Here is a 17,584-nt window from a genome sequence, read left to right as displayed (position 1 = left end):
TGCGTACGGGTGGCCTTCGGGTCAGCCGGGCTTACTCTAGTTGCCCCGGTCTTGCAGGCCCGTACGTAGCCGCCACCCTATCGCCTGCAAGCGATGGGCTGCGGTCCGATCAGCGCAACTAGAGAATTTCATCATGCTCAAGATCGTCCCGGACCCACCCCCGTCCACCGAATCCCCCCATCTCCTCGAGGACACCCTCGTCCAAGCCACCGAGTACGTCATGTGCGCGCTGGCCGTCGCCCATCAGTCGTTCAGCCACCTGCCCAAATCACCGGCCACTTTGGTGATGCTGACGATGATGCACGAGCTTGATGCCACCCGGACGCTGCTGGAGTCGGCACTGGCCCAGCTCCAGATGAGTGCGCGACCGCTGTCATACACATTGCACTGATAGAGCTGCCACAGGCCCCAGGTTCCGCGCCGCAATCAAAATTGCCGGGGCCGCTGCGCAGCCCTTGCGCGACACAAGGCCGCTCAGGGGTTAGCTAAATCAATGAGTCACGGTTTGTTCTACGAGAGAGGATTTCGCAAATGGACAACGAAACCCCAGCAGACCACGGCCAGCTCGGCTGGACCGTCGGCAGCTGCACCTGCCTGGAAGGCGCCACCAAAGGTATGCGTCTGTTCCGCGTCGAGCCCGGCAACTGCGCAAGCCACGCCATGGAGCAGGCTTCCGTGCTGCTCGACAGCGCCCGCCGGGCTTCCTTCATTGGGGTGATGGACAACGAACCGGTGATGGTCTGGGCATCGCACTACCTGAGCGATATGGCCAAGGCCTTGATGGATGATGCGCATATGGGGATATTGAAGAAGGTGTGAAACAGAGGCCGGTGGTCTGGGTGGGCAGCCGCGCCGACCCAGACCATGCTCGAGTGCCCTCAACGCCTTCTATCGTGGCGACAAGTCCGTATAGTGCCTAGCTCTCATCAGTCAAAGGAGTGGCCATGAATCAAGCAGCACATCGCCTGGAGAGGGGAGTCCGATGCGTATCGCAATGATCCTCGCGGCAGTCGGGACCACCTTGTCGTTGATGTCGGTGTCGCTATCGGCGTCACCCGGCCAGCCATCGTCTCCATTACCCACTGATCAGCAGCGTATCTCGGTCCAGGTCGAAGGCGAGGGCAGGGATGTGATCCTGATTCCGGGACTGGCATCGTCTCGTGAGGTATGGGCTGACCTGGCGACTCGGTTACGCCAGGACCACCGCCTTCACCTCGTGCAGCTCGCAGGCTTTGCCGGTTCGCCTGCGGTGACCGATAGCGAAGGGAAAGTGCTCGCTCCAGTGGCCGAGGCAATTGCTGATTACATCCGCACCCAGCATATCGAGGCCCCCGTGATCATCGGGCATTCGCTGGGGGGAGAGGTTGCATTGATGCTGGGGGCTCGTCATCCCGATCAGGTTGGGCGCTTGATGATCGTCGATGCGTTGCCGTTCTATACGTTGCTGATTGACCCTTTGGCCACCAGCGAAACTGCTACCGTGCAGGCTGCAGCAATGCGCAGTTCGCTGTTGGCGGCATCGCCGGAGCAGAGTGAAGCGATGCAGAAGGCATCCATCGCCCGACTCGCCAAGACCGAGGTGGTCAGACCAGGGCTGGTTTCTGCGGGGATCAGCTCCGATCGCAAGACTGTGGCGGACGCCGTATATGAATTGATGATCACCGATCTGCGTCCCGAACTCGGTCGCATCAGCGCGCCGGTCGAAGTCGTGTATGCCTACGACGCTTTTTACGGTGTGCCTGCATCCAGCGTCGATGCAACGTTCCGTCGGGCCTATGCCTCGACACCTGATATCCATTTCACCCGCATCGATGACAGTTTTCATTTCGTCATGCTCGATCAACCGGAGCGATTTGCCAGCGCTGTTGCGGCTTTCCTCGAACCGGGGGCGGAGCGCGGACAATGAGTGGTTGGCGTGCAGCCCTCTCAAGGTCTTTGGCTGCGGCGGCTGTTGACCGAGTGAAGGCCTCCAGGTGTTCGCTGCAAGGCTTGCGGCGAACACCCTGAAAGACCCGACGCTTACAACGCCGATCCTGCCCCCATCAGAAACTCCCCTTGAGCGTCACCATGAAGTTGCGCGGCTCACCATAGTAGTTACCCCAGCCAGTAGCCCCCACGGTCGAGTAATAACGCTTGTCCAGCAGGTTGTTGCCGTTCAGCGCCAGGCTCCAGTGCTCGTCGAGGCGGTACTGCACGCGGCCGCTCCACAGGGTGTAACCCGCCTGCTCGATGCTCAGGTTGCCCTGGCGGCGGAAGTTGTCGCTCTGGCTGGAAACCCCGGCGCCGACGGTCCAGCGTTCGAGCGCGCCGTCCAGCTGGTAGTCACCCCAGACCTTGAGCATGTGCCGCGGGATGAAGCTGGAGGTGAAGGTCAGCTCGGTCGGGTCGGTCTGGTTGATGGTGTTCAGGTATTTGGTCTGGGTGTAGGTGTAGCCCGCCAGCAACTGCAGGCGTTCGATGGGCGAGCCGCTGACCTCGGCCTCGAAGCCCTGGGCGCGGACCTTGCCGCTGTCGGTGTAGCAGTACTGGTCGCCCGAGCCCAGGCAGGTGTCGGCGAAGTCGGTTTCGGCGCGGTGCTCCTCGACCGTGCGGAACAGGTTGAAGGCGGTGTTCAGTGCACCGCCGAACAGCTCACCCTTGATACCCAGCTCGTAGTTGGCGCCGGTCTTGGGCTGCAGGGCCTGGCCCTGGGCATTCACCAGATTGCTCTGCGGCTGGAAGATGTCGGCGTAGCTGGCGTAGACGGTCCACTCATCGTTGAGGTCGTAGAGCACGGCGGCGAAGGGCGTGACCTGGCCGTTTTCCTGGCTGCGGTTGTGTACCCAGTAGTCCCAGGCCTGGGTGTAGGAATCGCTCTTGTTGCGGTACCAGCTCACCCGCGTACCGAGCACCAGGGTCAATGGCTCGGCCAGCTTCAGGCGCAGGGTGGCGTAGGTGCCGTACTGGGTGGTGGTGGAGTCGGTGGGGACGCTACCGCCGCGGCTGGGAGCGCTCAGGAACGCGTCCTTGGACGGATGGGGGAAGGCCGGGGACGGATCGAACGGGTTCTGGGTACCGCTCAGGCCCATCAGCGCGAAGTAATCGTGGGTCTGCTGGCGGCTGGCGTTGGCGCCGACGATCAGCTCGTGCTCGAGGCCGAACGCCTCGAACTTGCCGTCGAGGTAGCTATCGAAGCCGTAGTCATCCTGGTCGTAGTCGAACCGCCCGGCATAGCGGCGGATCCCGGCGCTGCCGGCGCCCACCGGCACCGCGCCCTCGGCGTAGCCGTACTCGATGTTCTGGTTGTTGTGGGTGTAGACCGAGGCAAAGTTCAGCGTCCAGTCGTCGTTGAAACGATGCTTGAGGTCGGCGAAGCCGGTGGTGCGCTGGCTTTGCTGGTCGTTCCAGCTGGCGCCCAGGCAGGTGGAGCGCGACAGCTTCAGGTCGCTGCCGTCGGCGTAGCGGGGCAGGCCGTGGTAGCAGGGCGAGGCGTCGACGTCTTCATAGGCAAGGCCCACGCCCAGGGTGGTGTCGGGCGTCACGTCCCAGTCCAGGGCGCCGTACAGCACCTGGTCCTGGCGCTTGGCGTTGTCGTAGAAGTACTGGCGATCCTGCAGGGTGGCCACGGCGCGGCCACGCACGGTACCCGATTCGTTGAGCGGGCCGCCCACGTCCACCTGGCCACGGTAGTTGTCCCAGGTGCCGGCGGACAAGGTCAGCGTGGTGTGGGCCTTGTCCTGGCCGCGCTTGCGCACGAAGTTGACGCCGCCGGCGGAGGAGCCGGAGCCCTTCATCATGCCGGCCGCGCCCTTGAGGATCTCGACCCGGTCGTAGAAGGCCATGTCGCTGGAGAAGCTGTTGGCCTGCACATAGTTGCCACCCACATCCAGCGGCACGCCGTCGTACTGGTACTGGCCATCGAGGTTGAAGCCACGGGAGTAGAAGTACTTGCCGCCCATGGGCGAGTCGTAGACGGTGATGCCAGGGGTCTTGTCCAGCACCTGTTCCAGGGTGTTGAGGTTCTGGTCGTCGAGCATCTTGCGGGTCATCACGGTGACCGACTGCGGCGTCTCCTTGAGGCTGTGCACACCTTTGCCGATGGTCACCGCGCGCGCCGCGTAGGACTGGGTACCCTCGCTGGTGGCATCGAGGCGATTGGCGTCGATGGTCAACGGCCCCAGTTCCATCGCCGTTCCGTTGTCGGCCGGGACCAGCACATAGCCGCCGTTGCCCTGGCGCTGGGCTTGCAGCCCGCTGCTGGCGAGCAGGCGCAGCAGGCCTTCCTCGACGCTGTAGCTGCCGTCGAGCCCGGCGGTGCTGAGGTGGCGGGTCTGCTCGGTGTCGAACGAGATGGTTACCCCCGCCTGCACGCCGAACTGGGTGATCGCATTGCCCAGGGGGCCGGCGGCGATATGGTAGGTGTTCTGGCTGCTGGCCATGGCATGGGCCGGCGCGAGCAGCGCGCAGGGCACGCTGGCGAGGGACAGGCCAAAGGCGAACCGGCGGACGGCCAGGCGCAGGCGGGCGGTGGGGTGGGGAGCGGGCATTGGGTGATCCTTGCGTGTCATGGCGGAAAGTCGCTGTCGTCGCGGCTTGTGTCATGGACGGACGAGAATCGAAATCAGCAAGATTGCGGAAAACTTTTTTTCGTGCAGGGCTCAGGCAGGCTCCACGCTGACCCAGTAGCGGCTCAGGTAGCGCACCTTCACTGGCAGGGATTTGGGCAGGTTCGCCAGGGCGATATCGGTGTCGTCGATGGCGAATGAGCCGGAGATACGCATGCCTTGGATGGACGGCGCGCAACGCAGTAGGCCAGGGCGGTAGCGGCCCAGTTCGGCGATGAAATCCCCCAGGCGCCAGTCGTTGACGCTGAGCATACCCTGGACCCAAGCCGCGGAATCAGCGGGCAGGGGCTGGGTACGGCCGATCACGTCGCGATCAAATCCGGCCTGCTGGCCGGCGTCCAGGCGCAACACTTGGTCGGGGTGGCGTTGCGGGCGTATCTCGACGGCGGACTGCAACACTCCGACCTGTGTCTGCTGCGCTGTTTGGCGCACATTGAACTGCGTGCCTAGCGCCCGCACGCTGCCGTTGTCGGTGTGCACGATAAACGGGCGGCGGGCGGCGTCACGGGCGGTACTGATAAGGATCTCGCCGCGATACAACTGGATCGCCCGCACGTGGGCGTCGAAGTGCACGTCAAGTGCGGTGTCGACGTTCAGCTCCAGTTGCGAACCGTCGTCCAGGCGCAGTGAGTGCCGCTCTCCGCTGCCGGTGCGCTGCTGGGCGAGCAGGGCGCGATAGGGCACCTGTTCGCTGGCCAACCAGGTACCGCCACCGACCGCCAGCAGCAGTCCCAGTACCTTGAGCACTTCGCGGCGTTGCGCCTGAGCCGCGCCCAGGCCTGCCAGCGCAGCCTGGCGCGGCACCGTTGACCATTGGCGTTGGAGTTTCTCCACCCGCGACCAGGCTTCGGCATGCGCAGGGCTTGCCGCCAGCCAATCGCGCCAGGCCTGGATCCGTGCTGTGTCGCCAGCACCGTCATTGAGTTGCACGTACCAGGTCGCGGCGGCCTCGAGGGTCTTCAGGTCCACTGTTCGGCGCTCAATTGTCGACCACCAGCAGGCAGCGGGTCATGGCCCGGATCAGATGGTTCTTCACCGTGGTTACCGAGACGTCGAAGCGTTCGGCGACCGCCGCATAGGTCAGCCCTTCCAGTTGCACCGCGAGGAAGATGTCGCGGGTCCTGGGACCGAGTTCGTCGAGCAGTGCATCGACCGCTACCAGCATCTCGATAATCGACAGGCGAATCTCCGGCGACACTTCGACCAGCTCCGGGCGCAGGGCGAGGGCCTGCAGGTAGGCCTGCTCGATGGCGCGGCGACGAACCTTGTCGATCAGCAGCGCGCGGGCGATGGCGCTGAGGTAGCTGCGCGGCTCGCGGATGGGCGTCTGGTTGCGGGCGGTCATGACCCGCAGGAAGGTGTCGTGGGCCAGGTCGGACGCATCGGCGGCATTGCCCAGGCGCGCGCGCAACCAGCTTTTCAGCCAGCCGTTGTTTTCGCTGTATAGCTGGTGAAGCGCCGAGCGGTCGAGCGTCGACATAGGGCGAGGTCCATGATGTAAATGGTAATTGCTCGCATTGTCTCGGTGTGGTGAAGGGATTGCAATAGCTGGGGCTGCAACGCAGCTCCAGTGGCTGCTGTGAAGCACAAGCTGGTTCCTGGCCCTTGATCAGCTGATGAAGATGATCTTCGAAACCAACTCCGCGCTGTTCTTGGCCTGCAACTTCTTCATCAACCGTGCCCGATGCACTTCCACCGTCCGATGCGATATCCCCAGCTGCCGCGCCACTTCCTTGCAGGTCAGCCCGTTGACAATATGCAGCGAGATCTCACGCTCCCGTGGTGTCAGTTGCACCGTCGGCGCCGGCTGTCGGTCGAGCCGTTCGAAATGCCAGATCATCAGCTTGAACGGATCGTCCACCGTCAGCGTGAAGCCCTGGGCCCTGGCCCAGAACACCTCGCCGTTGCGGTGCTGCATGAAGCGTTCGTCGGAATAGAAAGCGCCCAGCCCGTTGCGCAGCCAGTGCTCGCTGCGTTCGCCGATGCTCTGGTAGTCGGCGTGGGAGGGATAGAGCAGCAAGGTCAGATGCCCGCGCAGTTCTTCGCGGGTATAGCCGAACAGCCGGGCGAAGGCCTCGTTGCAGTCGAGCATGCGTCGGTGGCCGGTGATCAGCTGTGGCGCGGGTGAAACCTGGAACGCCAGGCGTTCCAGGTCCGGGGAGGCGTGGGTGGGTACGGTCATCAGGCTTCCTGCCTCGGTGCTTGGGGGCATGTCCCGTACGGCTCACTACTTACTCGCGTACGTAGTTGCCCCAACTAGCGTGGGAATCGGGTACTGCCACATTGTATGCAATACCCGCTTCAAGGACAGAAGAAAACCACCATGCTCCACGATTCCATCTCCATCGTTGCCGCCGCGCACAGTCCCTTCGGCCGCCTGGATGGCCTGAACCTCGAGGACCTGATCGTCCAGGTCACCCGCGATGCCCTGCAGGATGCGGCCATCGACGCCGCCGAGATCGACGCGCTGTTCCTCGGCCACTTCAACTCGGGCCTGGTGGCCGACGGCTTCCCGGCCTCGCTGATGCTGCAGGCCGATCCGCAACTGCGCTTCAAGCCCGCCACCCGCTGCGAGAACGCCTGCGCTTCAGGTTCGGCGGCGATCCAGGCCGGGATCAACGCAATCCGCAGCGGCGCCGCCGACCTGGTGCTGGTGGTCGGCGCGGAGAAGATGACCGGCAACAGCACGGTCGAGGTCACCCGGGCCCTGGCCGGTGCCGGCTACCAGAACGCCCTGGCGGAAGCCGGGCTGAGCTTCGCCCGGCTGTTCGGCCAGGTGGCGCAGCAGTACACCGAGCGCTACCACAGCCCGCTGGCGTCGATGGCCGCCATCGCCGTGAAGAACCACGCCAATGCCATGGGCAACCCGTTGGCGCAGATGCACCGGGTGATGGACTTCGAGCACTGCAACCAGGTGTCACCCAGCAACCCGCTGATCGCCGCGCCCCTGCGCCTGACCGATTGCTCGCTGATCAGCGACGGCGCGGCGGCGATCATCCTGGCCTCGCCCGAGCGTGCCCGGTCGATGCGGCGCCAGGTGGCGATCCGCTCGATGGTCCAGGTCAACGACTTCCTGCCACTGTCGCGCCGCGACATGCTGGCCTTCGAGGGGCCGCAACGGGCGATCCACGGGGCGCTGCGCGAGGCAGGGGTGACCCTGAACGACCTTAGCTTCGCCGAGGTGCACGACTGCTTCACCATCGCCGAACTGCTGATCTACGAAGCCATGGGCCTGGCGCCAAGGGGCGAAGGGCACCGAGCGCTGGACGACGGCATCGTGCGCCAGGGTGGACGGCTGCCGGTGAACCTGTCCGGCGGGCTCAAGGCCAAGGGCCATCCGGTGGGCGCCACCGGAGTGTCGATGCATGCCCTGGGCTTCGCCCAGTTGACCGGCAAGCCCATCGGCCTGGGCGTGCCCAACGCCGAGTTCGGCTTGCTGTTCAACATGGGCGGCATGGCGGTGGCCAACTATGCCAGCGTGCTGCAAGCCGTCAGGGTCTGAGGATGAACATCGCTCATTGGCTGCAGGATGCGGCCCAGCGCTGGCCCGAGCGCCCGGCGCTGTTCGAGGGGGCGCGCCAGGTCGCCGACTACCGGACGTTCGCCGCCCGGGTTCGGGCGCGGGCGCTGGAGCTGCGTCACGCCCATGGCATCGAACCGGGCGACCGGGTGGCGCTGCTGTTGAAGAACAGCTGCGCCTACCTGGAACTGCTCTACGCCATCTGGTGGAGCGGGGCGGTGGCGGTGCCGATCAACAGCAAGCTGCATGCTCTGGAAGCGGCCTGGATCGTCGGTAACGCCGGAGCGCGCCTGATCCATACCGACGAGGGCGAGGTCTTCGCCGGCGCGCCCCTGCCGGACGGTTGCCGTGAGCTCGCCGTGCCAGCCCTGGCTGTGCCCGGCACGCTCGACAACGATGAACTGGCGCAGCCGCATCCGCGCCAGGACAGTGACCTGGCCTGGCTGTTCTATACCTCCGGCACCACGGGGCGGTCGAAGGGTGTGATGCTGTCCCATGGCAACCTGGTCGCCATGTCGCTGTGCTACCCGCTGGATGTCGACCCGGTGAGCGCCGGCGATGCCGTGGTCTACGCTGCGCCAATGTCCCATGGCGCCGGGTTGTACAACTTCATCCACGTGCGTTGCGGCGCCCGGCACGTGGTGCCGTTGTCCCGGGGGTTCCAGGCCGCCGAGCTGTTCGGCTTGGCGCAGACGCTGGGGCAGGTCAGCCTGTTCGCCGCGCCGACCATGGTCAAGCGCATGGTCGAGCAGGCCCGCCAGCAGGGCTATGACGGCGGGGGTATCAAGACCATCGTCTATGGCGGGGGCCCGATGTACCTGGCCGACCTCACCGAGGCCCTGGACACTTTCGGCCCGCGGCTGGTGCAGATCTACGGCCAGGGCGAATGCCCGATGACCATCAGCGCGCTGTCGCGTGAGATTATCGCCGACCGCGCGCAAGCAGGCTGGCCCGCCATCGCCGCTTCGGTGGGGCGGGCGCAGTCATGTGTCGAGGTGCGTGTGGTGGATGGCGCCGGCCAGCCGCAGGCGGCCGGCGAACCCGGCGAGATCAGCGTGCGTGGGCCGGTGGTGATGCAGGGGTACTGGGACAATCCGCAGGCCACCCAGGCGACCCTGGTGGACGGCTGGCTGCGTACCGGCGACATCGGTTACCTCGACGAGCGCGGTTACCTGACCCTGACCGACCGCAGCAAGGACGTGATCATCTCCGGTGGCAGCAACATCTACCCGCGCGAAGTCGAGGAAGTGCTGGTCCAGCACCCCGAGGTGTTCGAGGCCTGCGTGGTGGGCGAGGCTGACGCCGAATGGGGCGAGTCGGTGGTAGCCTTCGTCGTGCCGCGCACGCCAGGCAGCCTTGATGCCCAGGCGCTCAACCAGTGGTTCCTGGCGCGCATGGCCTCGTTCAAGAAGCCGAAGAAGTACCTGTTCTGCGCCGAGCTGCCGAAGAACAGCTACGGCAAGATTCTCAAGACCCAGGTGCGCCAGTGGCTGCAGGAGCCCGACGGGGCGTTCGCCCGCCACTGACCCGCCACTTTTCATGGAAAGCACCACGACAGGAGTTCCCGACATGGGCATGTCACCCGGCAACACCCAGCGCCAGCGGCGCCGCGCCTTTATCGGCGCCACCACCGGCCACTTGATCGAGTGGTACGACTACGGCGTCTACGGCTTCCTGGCCTTGTATATCGGCAAGGCCTTCTTCGTCTCCGACGACCCCACCAGCAGCCTGCTGGCGAGCTTCGCGGCCTTCGCCCTGAGCTTCTTCATCCGCCCGCTGGGCGGGTTGTTCTTCGGTCCGCTGGCGGACAAGATCGGCCGCCGCCGCACGCTGATCACGGTGCTGGTGATGATGGCCGGCTCTACCTTCCTGCTCGGTCTGCTGCCGACTTACGCCAGCATCGGCATCGCCGCACCGGTGATCCTGGTGCTGATCCGCTGCGTGCAGGGTTTTTCCGCCGGGGGGGAGATCGGCACCATCACCAGCTTCATCTCCGAGTACGCCGGCCCTGGTCGGCGCGGCTTCGCCACCTGCTGGCTGATGGTCACCGCGGTGCTTGGCCTGCTGCTGGGCGGCGCCGTGGCCAATGGCATGACCTGGGCGCTGGGCGCCGAACTGATGCAGGACTGGGGTTGGCGGATTCCGTTCCTGATTGCCGGCCCCCTGGGTTTCATTTCGCTGTACATTCGCCTCAAGCTCGAGGACAGCCCGGAGTTCCTCGCCCTGGTGGAAGCCGGGCAGACTTCCAAGGCGCCGCTGCGCGAGGTGTGGCAGTGGAAGCGCTCGATCGCCCTGGTGTTCTTCATCATCACCCTGCACAGCTCGATCTTCTACCTGGTGCTGACCTTCGCCTCGACCTACATGTCCAACACCTTGAAGTTCGACAGCGGCACCACCTTGCTCTACGTGTTCGTCGCCAGCCTGTCGGCGGCGCTGGTGATGCCATTCGGCGGCGCCTTTACCGACCGCTACGGGCGCAAGCCATTCCTGATGGTGATCGGTACACTGGCGACCCTGGCCATGTACTGGTTCTTCAAGACCGCGCCCGGCGCCACCCCGGCCACCTTGTTCTGGCCGTTGATGGCGGTGGCGATCTTGTTCGGGCTGTACGCTTCGTCGACCTACGCGCTGATGAGCGAGCTGCTGCCGACGCGCATCCGTTCCACCGGCATCGCCATGGCCTACAACATTCCGGTGGCGGTATTCGGCGGCAGCGCGCCGCTGATCTCCACCTGGCTGATCAAGGTGACCGGAGATATCACCGCGCCGTGGTATTTCTACGTGGGCACCGGCGTGGCGTCGCTGGTGGCGCTGGTGGTGTTGCGTCAGGAGGATTTCGTGGCCTGTAGCATTGATGCGCAACAGCGGGGCGGGGACGCCACGGGCCGATCCCCAGCCTTGAGCTGACACACGGAACACCTGTCCTTCGCCTTTCCGCTGGGCGCAGCATCCTGTTACAGTCGCCGCCTCACGTTATCGCTCCGGGGATGTACAAGGATGTCGCTTCACGATTGGTTCGGTTTTGTCGTTGTCTCGATGCTGGTGACCCTGTCGCCAGGACCCGGGGTCATCATGGCCCTGTCCAATTCGTTGTCCCACGGGCCGAGGCGGGCGATGCTCGGTTCACTTGGCAACGCCTTCGGCCTGCTGGTGGTCTCAACCGCCACCAGTGCCGGCCTTGGGGTGCTTCTGCAGTCATCGGCCACGGCCTTCCTGCTGCTCAAGGTGCTGGGCGCGAGCTACCTGATCTACCTGGGCATCAAGCAGTGGAAGAGCCGCAGCAGCGCCTTCGACCAGCTGGAGCAGCCGGCCAAGGCTATCGCCAGCAATCGCCGGCTGCTGCTCAATGGCGTGACGGTGGCGCTGACCAATCCGAAAGCGATCCTGTTCTTCGCCGCTTTCCTGCCGCAGTTCATGCGCACCGGCCACGGCGCCGAGGGCCAGCTCGCCCTGTTGGTAGTCACCTTCGCCCTGTGCTCGATGCTGTCCCACGCTTTCTACGTCACCCTGGCCCAGGCCTTGAAAAACCAGCTGGCCGCGCCAAGCCGCGCGCGCTTGATGAATCGCCTGTTCGGCGTCTCGTTCATGACGCTGGGTGCCAGCCTGTTCACCGTTCAGGCCAAGACGGCCTGAATTCAACCTTTCCAATAGGTAGATCTCCATGGCACAAGCCACCGACCAGGCTTTCTACGACCGCGCCGACGCGCATATCGAACTGGCCAACCAGCAGATCGAAAAGCTTGAGGATCTTGGCAAGGTCAGCGCTTCGCTGACCTTCGCCGCCAGTCGCTTCAATGCCTGGATGACCGCGCGCAGCTTCAAGTCCGCACAGGAAATGGCCGCTGCGCGGGAGGAACTGCTGAAGTACTTCTGCGAGCAGTACCGGATGATGCTCGAGGACAACCTCGATGAGCATATCCAGCACTTCGACCGCTACGTGCTGGGCCAGGACAGCTGAGTCATCCGTCGCCAGGCCGTGCAGCGCTTCGCCGGCGCCGCGAGGGCTGAAGTCGGTTACTGCAGCGCGCCCTGTTCCTGCGCCGGTACACCAAACGAGACGTAGTAGGCCAGGCCGACAAAGATCGCGCCACCCACGGCGTTGCCCAGGAATACCGCCGCCAGGTTTTCCAGCAACTGTCCCCAGCTCAGGTAACCGGCAAAGATTGCCGCCGGGATCAGGAACATGTTGGCCACCACGTGCTGGAAACCGATGGCGACGAAGGCCATGATCGGGAACCAGATGCCGAGGATCTTGCCGCTCATTTCACGGCTGGCGTACGAAAGCCACACCGCCAGGCACACCAGCCAGTTGCAGCCGATGCCGGAGACGAAGGCATGAAGGAAGTCGGCGCTGACCTTGCTGGTCGCGCCCGCCAGGGTCTTGCCCAGGTACGCTCCCTCGGTCAGCCCGAGCAGATGACCGAAGCAATAGGCGACGAACAGCGCGCCCAGCAAGTTCGCCAGGGTCACCAGGGCCCAGTTGCGCGCGACCGCCCACAGGCGGATACGCCCGGCAAACATCGCCAGGGGCAGGCTCATCATGTTGCCGGTGAGCAGTTCACCTCCGGCCAGGATCACCAGGATCAGGCCGATGGGGAACACCGCGGCGCCCAGCAGGGTGCCGAACGAGGCCCATGGCGTGGGGATCATGGTGCTGACGTGGATTGCCAGCAGGAAGCCCAGGGAAATGAATGCCCCGGCCAGGAATCCGAGGATCAGGGTGGCGCGGGTGGGCAGATGGGCTTTGCGGGTGCCGGCTTCTATGACCAGCTCGGTGATCCGGGAGGGGGTATTCACAGACATTATCAACAACTCGAACGCAAGGACGGTGGCTCAGGCCGCGGGTCGGGGTTTGGCAGCAGGGGGGCAGCTGCGAAGCGGGCGGCACGTTAGCTGAGGCAATTTGACGCGGTCAAATCGATAGGCTGGATGAGGTGATAGATCTCATCTATGAGGGCTGGGTATCCAAGCGGATTGCTATCGACGCGCTTGAAAAGGCACTGTGGAGCAGGCAGTATTCACCGAAATTACATGGTACATTCCATGGTATGTAACGGTGGAGTGAGCAATGGCGCGTATAGGCATCGACAAGGCAGCTGTTTACCAAGCGCGGCAAGCGCTGATGGCCCGGGGTGAACACCCTAGTATCGATGCGGTACGTATCGAACTGGGCAATACCGGGTCCAAGACCACCATTCACCGCTACCTGAAAGAGCTTGATCGCCAGCCGGCGCAAATGCTAGGCAGCACGGCGGCGCTAAGTGAGCCCCTGGGGCGATTGGTCGAGCGACTGGCGGCGCAATTGCAGGAAGAAGGACAGGCGCGCATCGACGCCGCTGAGGCCGCCGCAGAGGCCCGTTGCGCGGCGATGCAGGCTGAGTTGCAACTGGCTCAGCGTGACCTGGCCAACGCGTTGCGCCAGGTGGAGCGCTTGAGTGGTGCGCTGCACGCCGAGTCAGAACGCCTGGCCTCCTGCCAGGCCAGCCTGCAAACCGAACAACTGCGCAGTGCTGGTCTGAGCCAGTCCCAGGGCGAATTGCAAGCGCGCTTGGCAGACAAGGACGAGCAACTGCGCGCCAGCCTCGAACAGCGCCAGCAGGAGCAACGCCGGAACGAGACCCAGGTGCGACAGTTGCAGGGACAATTGCAGACCTTGCAACAGGGGGCCATCGCTCGTCAGGACGAGGTCACCCGCCTGCACCGCGACAATGAGCGCCTGCTCGCCGAGCAGCGCCAGGCAACGGCCCAGAGCCGGTTGCTGGACGAACAACTGCAGCAGCGTGACGCCCAGGTGCAGGGCTTGCGAGCGATACTGGCGCAGGCCCAGGGCGCCAATGACGAGATGCGCCGTCAGTTGGCGACGCGAAAAGGCGAATGATCGCAGGCTGCCTGCTGGCCTGAGGCAGCGGATGCGCCGTTCGTTCAAGCGCCTGATTCAGTTGCCGGGCAACACTGGGGCTCCATCCATGTTCGGAGCCTTCCATGCGCATCCTCTATGCCCCATGCTTTTTCCTCGGGTTCATCGCCACCGCCGTATGGCTGATCAACCTCGGTGCCGACATCCTCTGGCTGTTGCCCCTGCTCGGCGTTGCCATCTTGCTGTCATTCACCTGCGAAGCGCTGTACCCCTACAAGCCCGCCTGGAGCGAGGCCGGCGGGGAGGGCGGACGCGATGGCCTGCACGCGCTGGTCAACGAAACGCTCAATGTCGCCAGTATCGCCGTCATTCCTCTGTTTGCCGGCTGGCTGCCGGCCAGCAGCCTGTGGCCCAGCCACTGGCCGGTAATGTGGCAATTGCTCCTGGCGCTGCCACTGGCCGACCTAGGCATCACCCTTGTGCACTACGCCAGCCACCGCAGCGCGTTACTCTGGCGCCTGCACGCGGTGCATCACAGCGTGACCCGGCTGTACGGTTTCAATGGCCTGATGAAGCATCCGCTGCACCAGTTGGCCGAGGCCCTGGGCGGTGTGGTGCCATTGTTGCTGCTGGGTTTGCCACAGGATGTCGCGGCGCTGCTGGCTTTCAGTATCTCGGTGCAGTTGCTGCTGCAGCACAGCAATGTCGACATGCGCATCGGTGGCCTGCGCCATCTGTTCGCCTGGGCGCCCGTGCACCGGCTGCACCACCTGAAGTACGGCAGGCTGGGCGACGTCAATTTCGCCCTGTTCTTCCCGCTGTGGGATCGCCTGCTGGGGACCGCGCTGCACCTGCCGGACTATGGGCTGGCCGATGACGACATGGGTATCGGCGATCGCCCGGACTACCCGCAAACCTACCTGGCACAGCTGTGTGAGCCGTTTCGACCGGCGGCCACGGCGCAGCCGCCAGCGCCGCTGCCACGCGGCCTGCGCCAGGCCCTAGATCAGCGCGTCTGAACGCAGGTGGCGCAGGGCGTCGCTGGCGCGAATACCGAACTGCTGACGCAGGCTGCGGGAGAGGTGCGCCGAGTCGGAAAAGCCCGCGGCCATGGCCGCCTCGGTCAGGGAGGCACCGGCCAGCGCCTGGCGCAGGGCTTGGCGCAGACGCTGCCACAGCACCAGGCGTCGTACCGACAGGCCGAGGCTGCCGCTGAACAGGCGCTCCAGTTGGCTGATCGACAGTGCGGCTTCCTGAGCCAGTGCCGTGGCTGGCAGACGCTGCTCGTCCAACGCCCGGATCCGCGCAAGGGATCTTGCCAGACGCGGGTCCAATGGGCGGCGCGGCGCCTGACGCAACGCCTGGGCGAGACCGGGGATATCACGCGGCGCCTGTTGGCAGACGTCGAGCAAGGTTTCCAGGGTAAACGCCAGGGGCTCGGCAAACAGAGTGATGCAGGGCGCCTGACGCTCGGGGATGGCGTGGGGCTGCAGCGACTCGATGGCCAGCGAACGGCCGCAGCGCTTTTCGCCGGCGATTTCTACGTACAGCTCGCCCTCGAGGGACAGCAGCACCTGGTGGGCATAATGGGCGTGGACGCTGGTTCGGCCCGGCGTGCCGAGCAACAGGCAGTGGTCATCGGCCAGCCAGAGTCGACCTCGCCAAGCGCTGTCCTGTCGTTCGTTCATCCCAGGCTTCCTATCCGTATTGGTCCATAAGCACTCATGCGAGTGGATATCGTTCAAAGGCCGATTATGCTTGAAGTGACTTGCCGCGATTCGGGGCCGATGCCTCGTCGTGTTTCGCGCAGCCTGTAATGCCCTTGGGCCTGGGTGCGTGCTTTGGGATCTGCTGGAGCACTCCGGTCTACCCCAACCAGACGGAGGCGACCCATGGCGGTCCTTGACAGCGCATCCACGGGCAGTAGCGCGCCCCAACGTGGCATCACCCGGGAGGAGCGCAAAGTCATCTTTGCCTCTTCCCTTGGTACCGTGTTCGAATGGTACGACTTCTACCTCTACGGATCACTGGCGGCGATCATCGCCAAGCACTTCTTCGCCGGGGTCAACGAAACCACCTCGTTCATCTTCGCCTTGCTCGCCTTCGCCGCCGGCTTTGCCGTGCGGCCGTTCGGCGCCATCGTGTTCGGCCGCCTGGGCGACATGATCGGGCGCAAGTACACCTTCCTCATCACCATCGTGATCATGGGCCTGTCCACTGCCGTGGTGGGGCTGTTGCCCAGCTACGCGACCATCGGCGTGGCCGCGCCGGTGATCCTCATCACCCTGCGCCTGTTGCAGGGCTTGGCGCTGGGCGGCGAGTACGGCGGCGCCGCCACCTATGTGGCGGAACATGCACCCAAGGGCAAGCGCGGCTTCTTCACCGCGTGGATCCAGACCACCGCGACCCTCGGGCTGTTCCTGTCGCTGCTGGTGATCCTGGCCTGCCGCACTGCCATGGGCACCGAGGCGTTCGAGGCCTGGGGCTGGCGCATCCCGTTCCTGCTGTCGATCCTGCTGCTGGCGATTTCGGTGTACATCCGCCTGCAGCTCAACGAGTCGCCGGTGTTCATGAAGATGAAGGCCGAAGGCAAGGCGTCGAAGGCGCCGCTGACCGAGTCGTTCGCTCGCTGGGACAACCTGAAGGTGGTGATCATGGCGTTGCTCGGCGGTACCGCCGGGCAGGCGGTGGTGTGGTACACCGGGCAGTTCTACGCGCTGTTCTTCCTGCTGCAGACCCTGAAGATCGACCCGCAGACCGCCAACCTGCTGATTGCCGGCTCGCTGCTGATCGGCACGCCGTTCTTCATTGTCTTCGGCAGTCTGTCCGACCGCATCGGGCGCAAGAAGATCATCATGGCCGGCTGCATCATCGCCGCGCTGACCTACTTCCCGATCTTCAAGGCGTTGACCGAGTACGGCAACCCGGACGTGTTCGTCGCCCAGGAGCAGAACCCGGTGGTGGTGGTGGCCGACCCCGGGCAGTGCGCGTTCCAGTTCGATCCGGTGGGCAAGGCCCGGTTCACCAGCTCCTGCGATATCGCCAAGAGCCTGCTGGCCAAGCGGGCGATCCCGTACGAGAACGAGAAGGCCGAGCCCGGCAGCGTGGCGCAGATCCGCATCGGTGAGCGGGTGATTCCGAGTTTCGAGGGCAGCAGCCTGGCCGCGGCTGACCTGAAGACCCAAAGCGATGCCTTCACCGCCACCCTGACGGCGGCCCTGAAGGAGGCCGGCTACCCCGAGAAGGCCGACCCGGCGAAGATCCACTACCCGATGGTGTTGCTGCTGCTGAGCATCCTGGTGATCTACGTGACCATGGTCTATGGCCCGATCGCCGCCTGGCTGGTGGAGCTGTTCCCGGCGCGGATCCGCTACACCTCCATGTCGCTGCCGTACCACATCGGTAACGGCTGGTTCGGCGGTTTCCTGCCAACGGTGGCTTTCGCCATGGTCGCGGCGACCGGGGATATCTACTACGGGCTGTGGTACCCAATCGTGATCGCGGTGATGACGGCGGTGCTGGGGATCTTCTTCCTGCCGGAGACCAAGGATCGCGACATCAACCACACCTGACTGCCTGCTGGCCCGCTCCCCGCATACGCGG

The 17,584-nt window shown here is 64.7% G+C and carries 17 protein-coding genes; 11 read left to right on the top strand and 6 right to left on the bottom strand.

Annotated elements, in window-relative coordinates; all coding sequences use genetic code 11:
* The first annotated feature begins 133 nt into the window (after positions 1-133).
* From K5H97_RS15835 to K5H97_RS15825, 3 genes are all read left to right on the top strand, one after another.
* On the top strand, positions 134-391 hold the full coding sequence (locus tag K5H97_RS15835) for a hypothetical protein (RefSeq protein WP_028690773.1): 258 nt from the start codon (positions 134-136) through the stop codon (positions 389-391).
* A 140-nt stretch (positions 392-531) separates the two neighbouring features.
* Positions 532-819 (top strand): DUF3077 domain-containing protein, encoded by a 288-nt coding sequence (locus K5H97_RS15830; protein WP_028690774.1) that lies wholly within the window; start codon positions 532-534, stop codon positions 817-819.
* Positions 820-982: 163 nt separating this feature from the next.
* The gene (locus K5H97_RS15825) at positions 983-1,906 is read left to right on the top strand and encodes an alpha/beta fold hydrolase (RefSeq protein WP_028690775.1); all 924 of its coding nucleotides are present in this window, start codon (positions 983-985) and stop codon (positions 1,904-1,906) included.
* A gap of 136 nt (positions 1,907-2,042) precedes the next feature.
* Here the strand turns inward: K5H97_RS15825 and K5H97_RS15820 are convergent, their stop codons facing one another.
* The 4 genes from K5H97_RS15820 to K5H97_RS15805 form a co-directional block, all read right to left on the bottom strand.
* Complete coding sequence (locus tag K5H97_RS15820; protein WP_028690776.1) at positions 2,043-4,526, bottom strand: TonB-dependent siderophore receptor; 2,484 nt, start codon at positions 4,524-4,526, stop codon at positions 2,043-2,045.
* A gap of 111 nt (positions 4,527-4,637) precedes the next feature.
* The gene (locus K5H97_RS15815) at positions 4,638-5,573 is read right to left on the bottom strand and encodes a FecR domain-containing protein (RefSeq protein ID WP_028690777.1); all 936 of its coding nucleotides are present in this window, start codon (positions 5,571-5,573) and stop codon (positions 4,638-4,640) included.
* A gap of 10 nt (positions 5,574-5,583) precedes the next feature.
* The gene (locus K5H97_RS15810; protein ID WP_028690778.1) at positions 5,584-6,084 is read right to left on the bottom strand and encodes a sigma-70 family RNA polymerase sigma factor; all 501 of its coding nucleotides are present in this window, start codon (positions 6,082-6,084) and stop codon (positions 5,584-5,586) included.
* A 129-nt stretch (positions 6,085-6,213) separates the two neighbouring features.
* The gene (locus tag K5H97_RS15805; protein ID WP_028690779.1) at positions 6,214-6,786 is read right to left on the bottom strand and encodes a LuxR C-terminal-related transcriptional regulator; all 573 of its coding nucleotides are present in this window, start codon (positions 6,784-6,786) and stop codon (positions 6,214-6,216) included.
* 141 nt (positions 6,787-6,927) lie between these two features.
* Between K5H97_RS15805 and K5H97_RS15800 the strand changes: the two genes are divergently transcribed.
* The 5 genes from K5H97_RS15800 (at position 6,928) to K5H97_RS15780 (ending at position 12,082) form a co-directional block, all read left to right on the top strand.
* Entirely contained in the window at positions 6,928-8,106 is a 1,179-nt protein-coding gene (locus K5H97_RS15800; protein ID WP_028690780.1) for an acetyl-CoA acetyltransferase, read from the top strand.
* 2 nt (positions 8,107-8,108) lie between these two features.
* A complete protein-coding gene (locus K5H97_RS15795) occupies positions 8,109-9,650 on the top strand; it encodes a class I adenylate-forming enzyme family protein (RefSeq protein WP_028690781.1) in 1,542 nt (513 codons plus the stop codon).
* Between the two features lie 43 nt (positions 9,651-9,693).
* Positions 9,694-11,031 (top strand): MFS transporter, encoded by a 1,338-nt coding sequence (locus K5H97_RS15790; protein WP_051555681.1) that lies wholly within the window; start codon positions 9,694-9,696, stop codon positions 11,029-11,031.
* Between the two features lie 90 nt (positions 11,032-11,121).
* Positions 11,122-11,757 carry a LysE family translocator gene (locus K5H97_RS15785; protein WP_028690782.1) on the top strand — a complete coding sequence of 212 codons (636 nt, stop codon included), beginning with the start codon at positions 11,122-11,124 and terminating at the stop codon, positions 11,755-11,757.
* A gap of 28 nt (positions 11,758-11,785) precedes the next feature.
* Positions 11,786-12,082: a DUF3144 domain-containing protein gene (locus tag K5H97_RS15780; protein WP_028690783.1), complete on the top strand. Its 297-nt coding sequence runs from the start codon at positions 11,786-11,788 to the stop codon at positions 12,080-12,082.
* 56 nt (positions 12,083-12,138) lie between these two features.
* On the opposite strand, the gene K5H97_RS15775 is transcribed toward K5H97_RS15780, so the two are convergent.
* Positions 12,139-12,927: a formate/nitrite transporter family protein gene (locus K5H97_RS15775; RefSeq protein ID WP_028690784.1), complete on the bottom strand. Its 789-nt coding sequence runs from the start codon at positions 12,925-12,927 to the stop codon at positions 12,139-12,141.
* Between the two features lie 265 nt (positions 12,928-13,192).
* Between K5H97_RS15775 and K5H97_RS15770 the strand changes: the two genes are divergently transcribed.
* Together K5H97_RS15770 and K5H97_RS15765 are read left to right on the top strand one after the other, a co-directional pair.
* Positions 13,193-14,002 (top strand): DNA-binding protein, encoded by an 810-nt coding sequence (locus K5H97_RS15770; RefSeq protein ID WP_051555682.1) that lies wholly within the window; start codon positions 13,193-13,195, stop codon positions 14,000-14,002.
* 104 nt (positions 14,003-14,106) lie between these two features.
* Positions 14,107-15,000: a sterol desaturase family protein gene (locus tag K5H97_RS15765; protein ID WP_028690785.1), complete on the top strand. Its 894-nt coding sequence runs from the start codon at positions 14,107-14,109 to the stop codon at positions 14,998-15,000.
* Here K5H97_RS15765 and K5H97_RS15760 read toward each other — a convergent pair.
* Positions 14,983-15,669 (bottom strand): helix-turn-helix domain-containing protein, encoded by a 687-nt coding sequence (locus K5H97_RS15760; RefSeq protein WP_028690786.1) that lies wholly within the window; start codon positions 15,667-15,669, stop codon positions 14,983-14,985. The genes K5H97_RS15765 and K5H97_RS15760 overlap by 18 nt on opposite strands.
* Positions 15,670-15,873: 204 nt before the next feature.
* Here K5H97_RS15760 and K5H97_RS15755 point away from each other — a divergent pair, with 204 nt between their 5' ends.
* On the top strand, positions 15,874-17,553 hold the full coding sequence (locus tag K5H97_RS15755) for an MFS transporter (protein ID WP_028690787.1): 1,680 nt from the start codon (positions 15,874-15,876) through the stop codon (positions 17,551-17,553).
* Positions 17,554-17,584 lie beyond the last annotated feature (31 nt).

The organism is Pseudomonas mosselii (assembly GCF_019823065.1).
Lineage (GTDB): Bacteria > Pseudomonadota > Gammaproteobacteria > Pseudomonadales > Pseudomonadaceae > Aquipseudomonas > Aquipseudomonas mosselii.
The sequence above is the reverse complement of the archived record's forward strand: the minus strand, read 5'-3'. Positions and strand labels throughout refer to the sequence as shown.

Bases quoted from the DNA above. Each gene is read 5' to 3' on its own strand.
- K5H97_RS15800 (WP_028690780.1), top strand. From the start codon at position 6,928: ATGCTCCACGATTCCATCTCCATCGTTGCCGCCGCGCACAGTCCCTTC.
- K5H97_RS15760 (WP_028690786.1), bottom strand. From the start codon at position 15,669: ATGAACGAACGACAGGACAGCGCTTGGCGAGGTCGACTCTGGCTGGCC.
- K5H97_RS15790 (WP_051555681.1), top strand. From the start codon at position 9,694: ATGGGCATGTCACCCGGCAACACCCAGCGCCAGCGGCGCCGCGCCTTT.
- K5H97_RS15810 (WP_028690778.1), bottom strand. From the start codon at position 6,084: ATGTCGACGCTCGACCGCTCGGCGCTTCACCAGCTATACAGCGAAAAC.
- K5H97_RS15755 (WP_028690787.1), top strand. From the start codon at position 15,874: ATGGCGGTCCTTGACAGCGCATCCACGGGCAGTAGCGCGCCCCAACGT.
- K5H97_RS15775 (WP_028690784.1), bottom strand. From the start codon at position 12,927: ATGTCTGTGAATACCCCCTCCCGGATCACCGAGCTGGTCATAGAAGCC.
- K5H97_RS15785 (WP_028690782.1), top strand. From the start codon at position 11,122: ATGTCGCTTCACGATTGGTTCGGTTTTGTCGTTGTCTCGATGCTGGTG.
- K5H97_RS15820 (WP_028690776.1), bottom strand. From the start codon at position 4,526: ATGCCCGCTCCCCACCCCACCGCCCGCCTGCGCCTGGCCGTCCGCCGG.
- K5H97_RS15825 (WP_028690775.1), top strand. From the start codon at position 983: ATGCGTATCGCAATGATCCTCGCGGCAGTCGGGACCACCTTGTCGTTG.
- K5H97_RS15805 (WP_028690779.1), bottom strand. From the start codon at position 6,786: ATGACCGTACCCACCCACGCCTCCCCGGACCTGGAACGCCTGGCGTTC.
- K5H97_RS15830 (WP_028690774.1), top strand. From the start codon at position 532: ATGGACAACGAAACCCCAGCAGACCACGGCCAGCTCGGCTGGACCGTC.
- K5H97_RS15835 (WP_028690773.1), top strand. From the start codon at position 134: ATGCTCAAGATCGTCCCGGACCCACCCCCGTCCACCGAATCCCCCCAT.
- K5H97_RS15765 (WP_028690785.1), top strand. From the start codon at position 14,107: ATGCGCATCCTCTATGCCCCATGCTTTTTCCTCGGGTTCATCGCCACC.
- K5H97_RS15780 (WP_028690783.1), top strand. From the start codon at position 11,786: ATGGCACAAGCCACCGACCAGGCTTTCTACGACCGCGCCGACGCGCAT.
- K5H97_RS15770 (WP_051555682.1), top strand. From the start codon at position 13,193: ATGGCGCGTATAGGCATCGACAAGGCAGCTGTTTACCAAGCGCGGCAA.
- K5H97_RS15795 (WP_028690781.1), top strand. From the start codon at position 8,109: ATGAACATCGCTCATTGGCTGCAGGATGCGGCCCAGCGCTGGCCCGAG.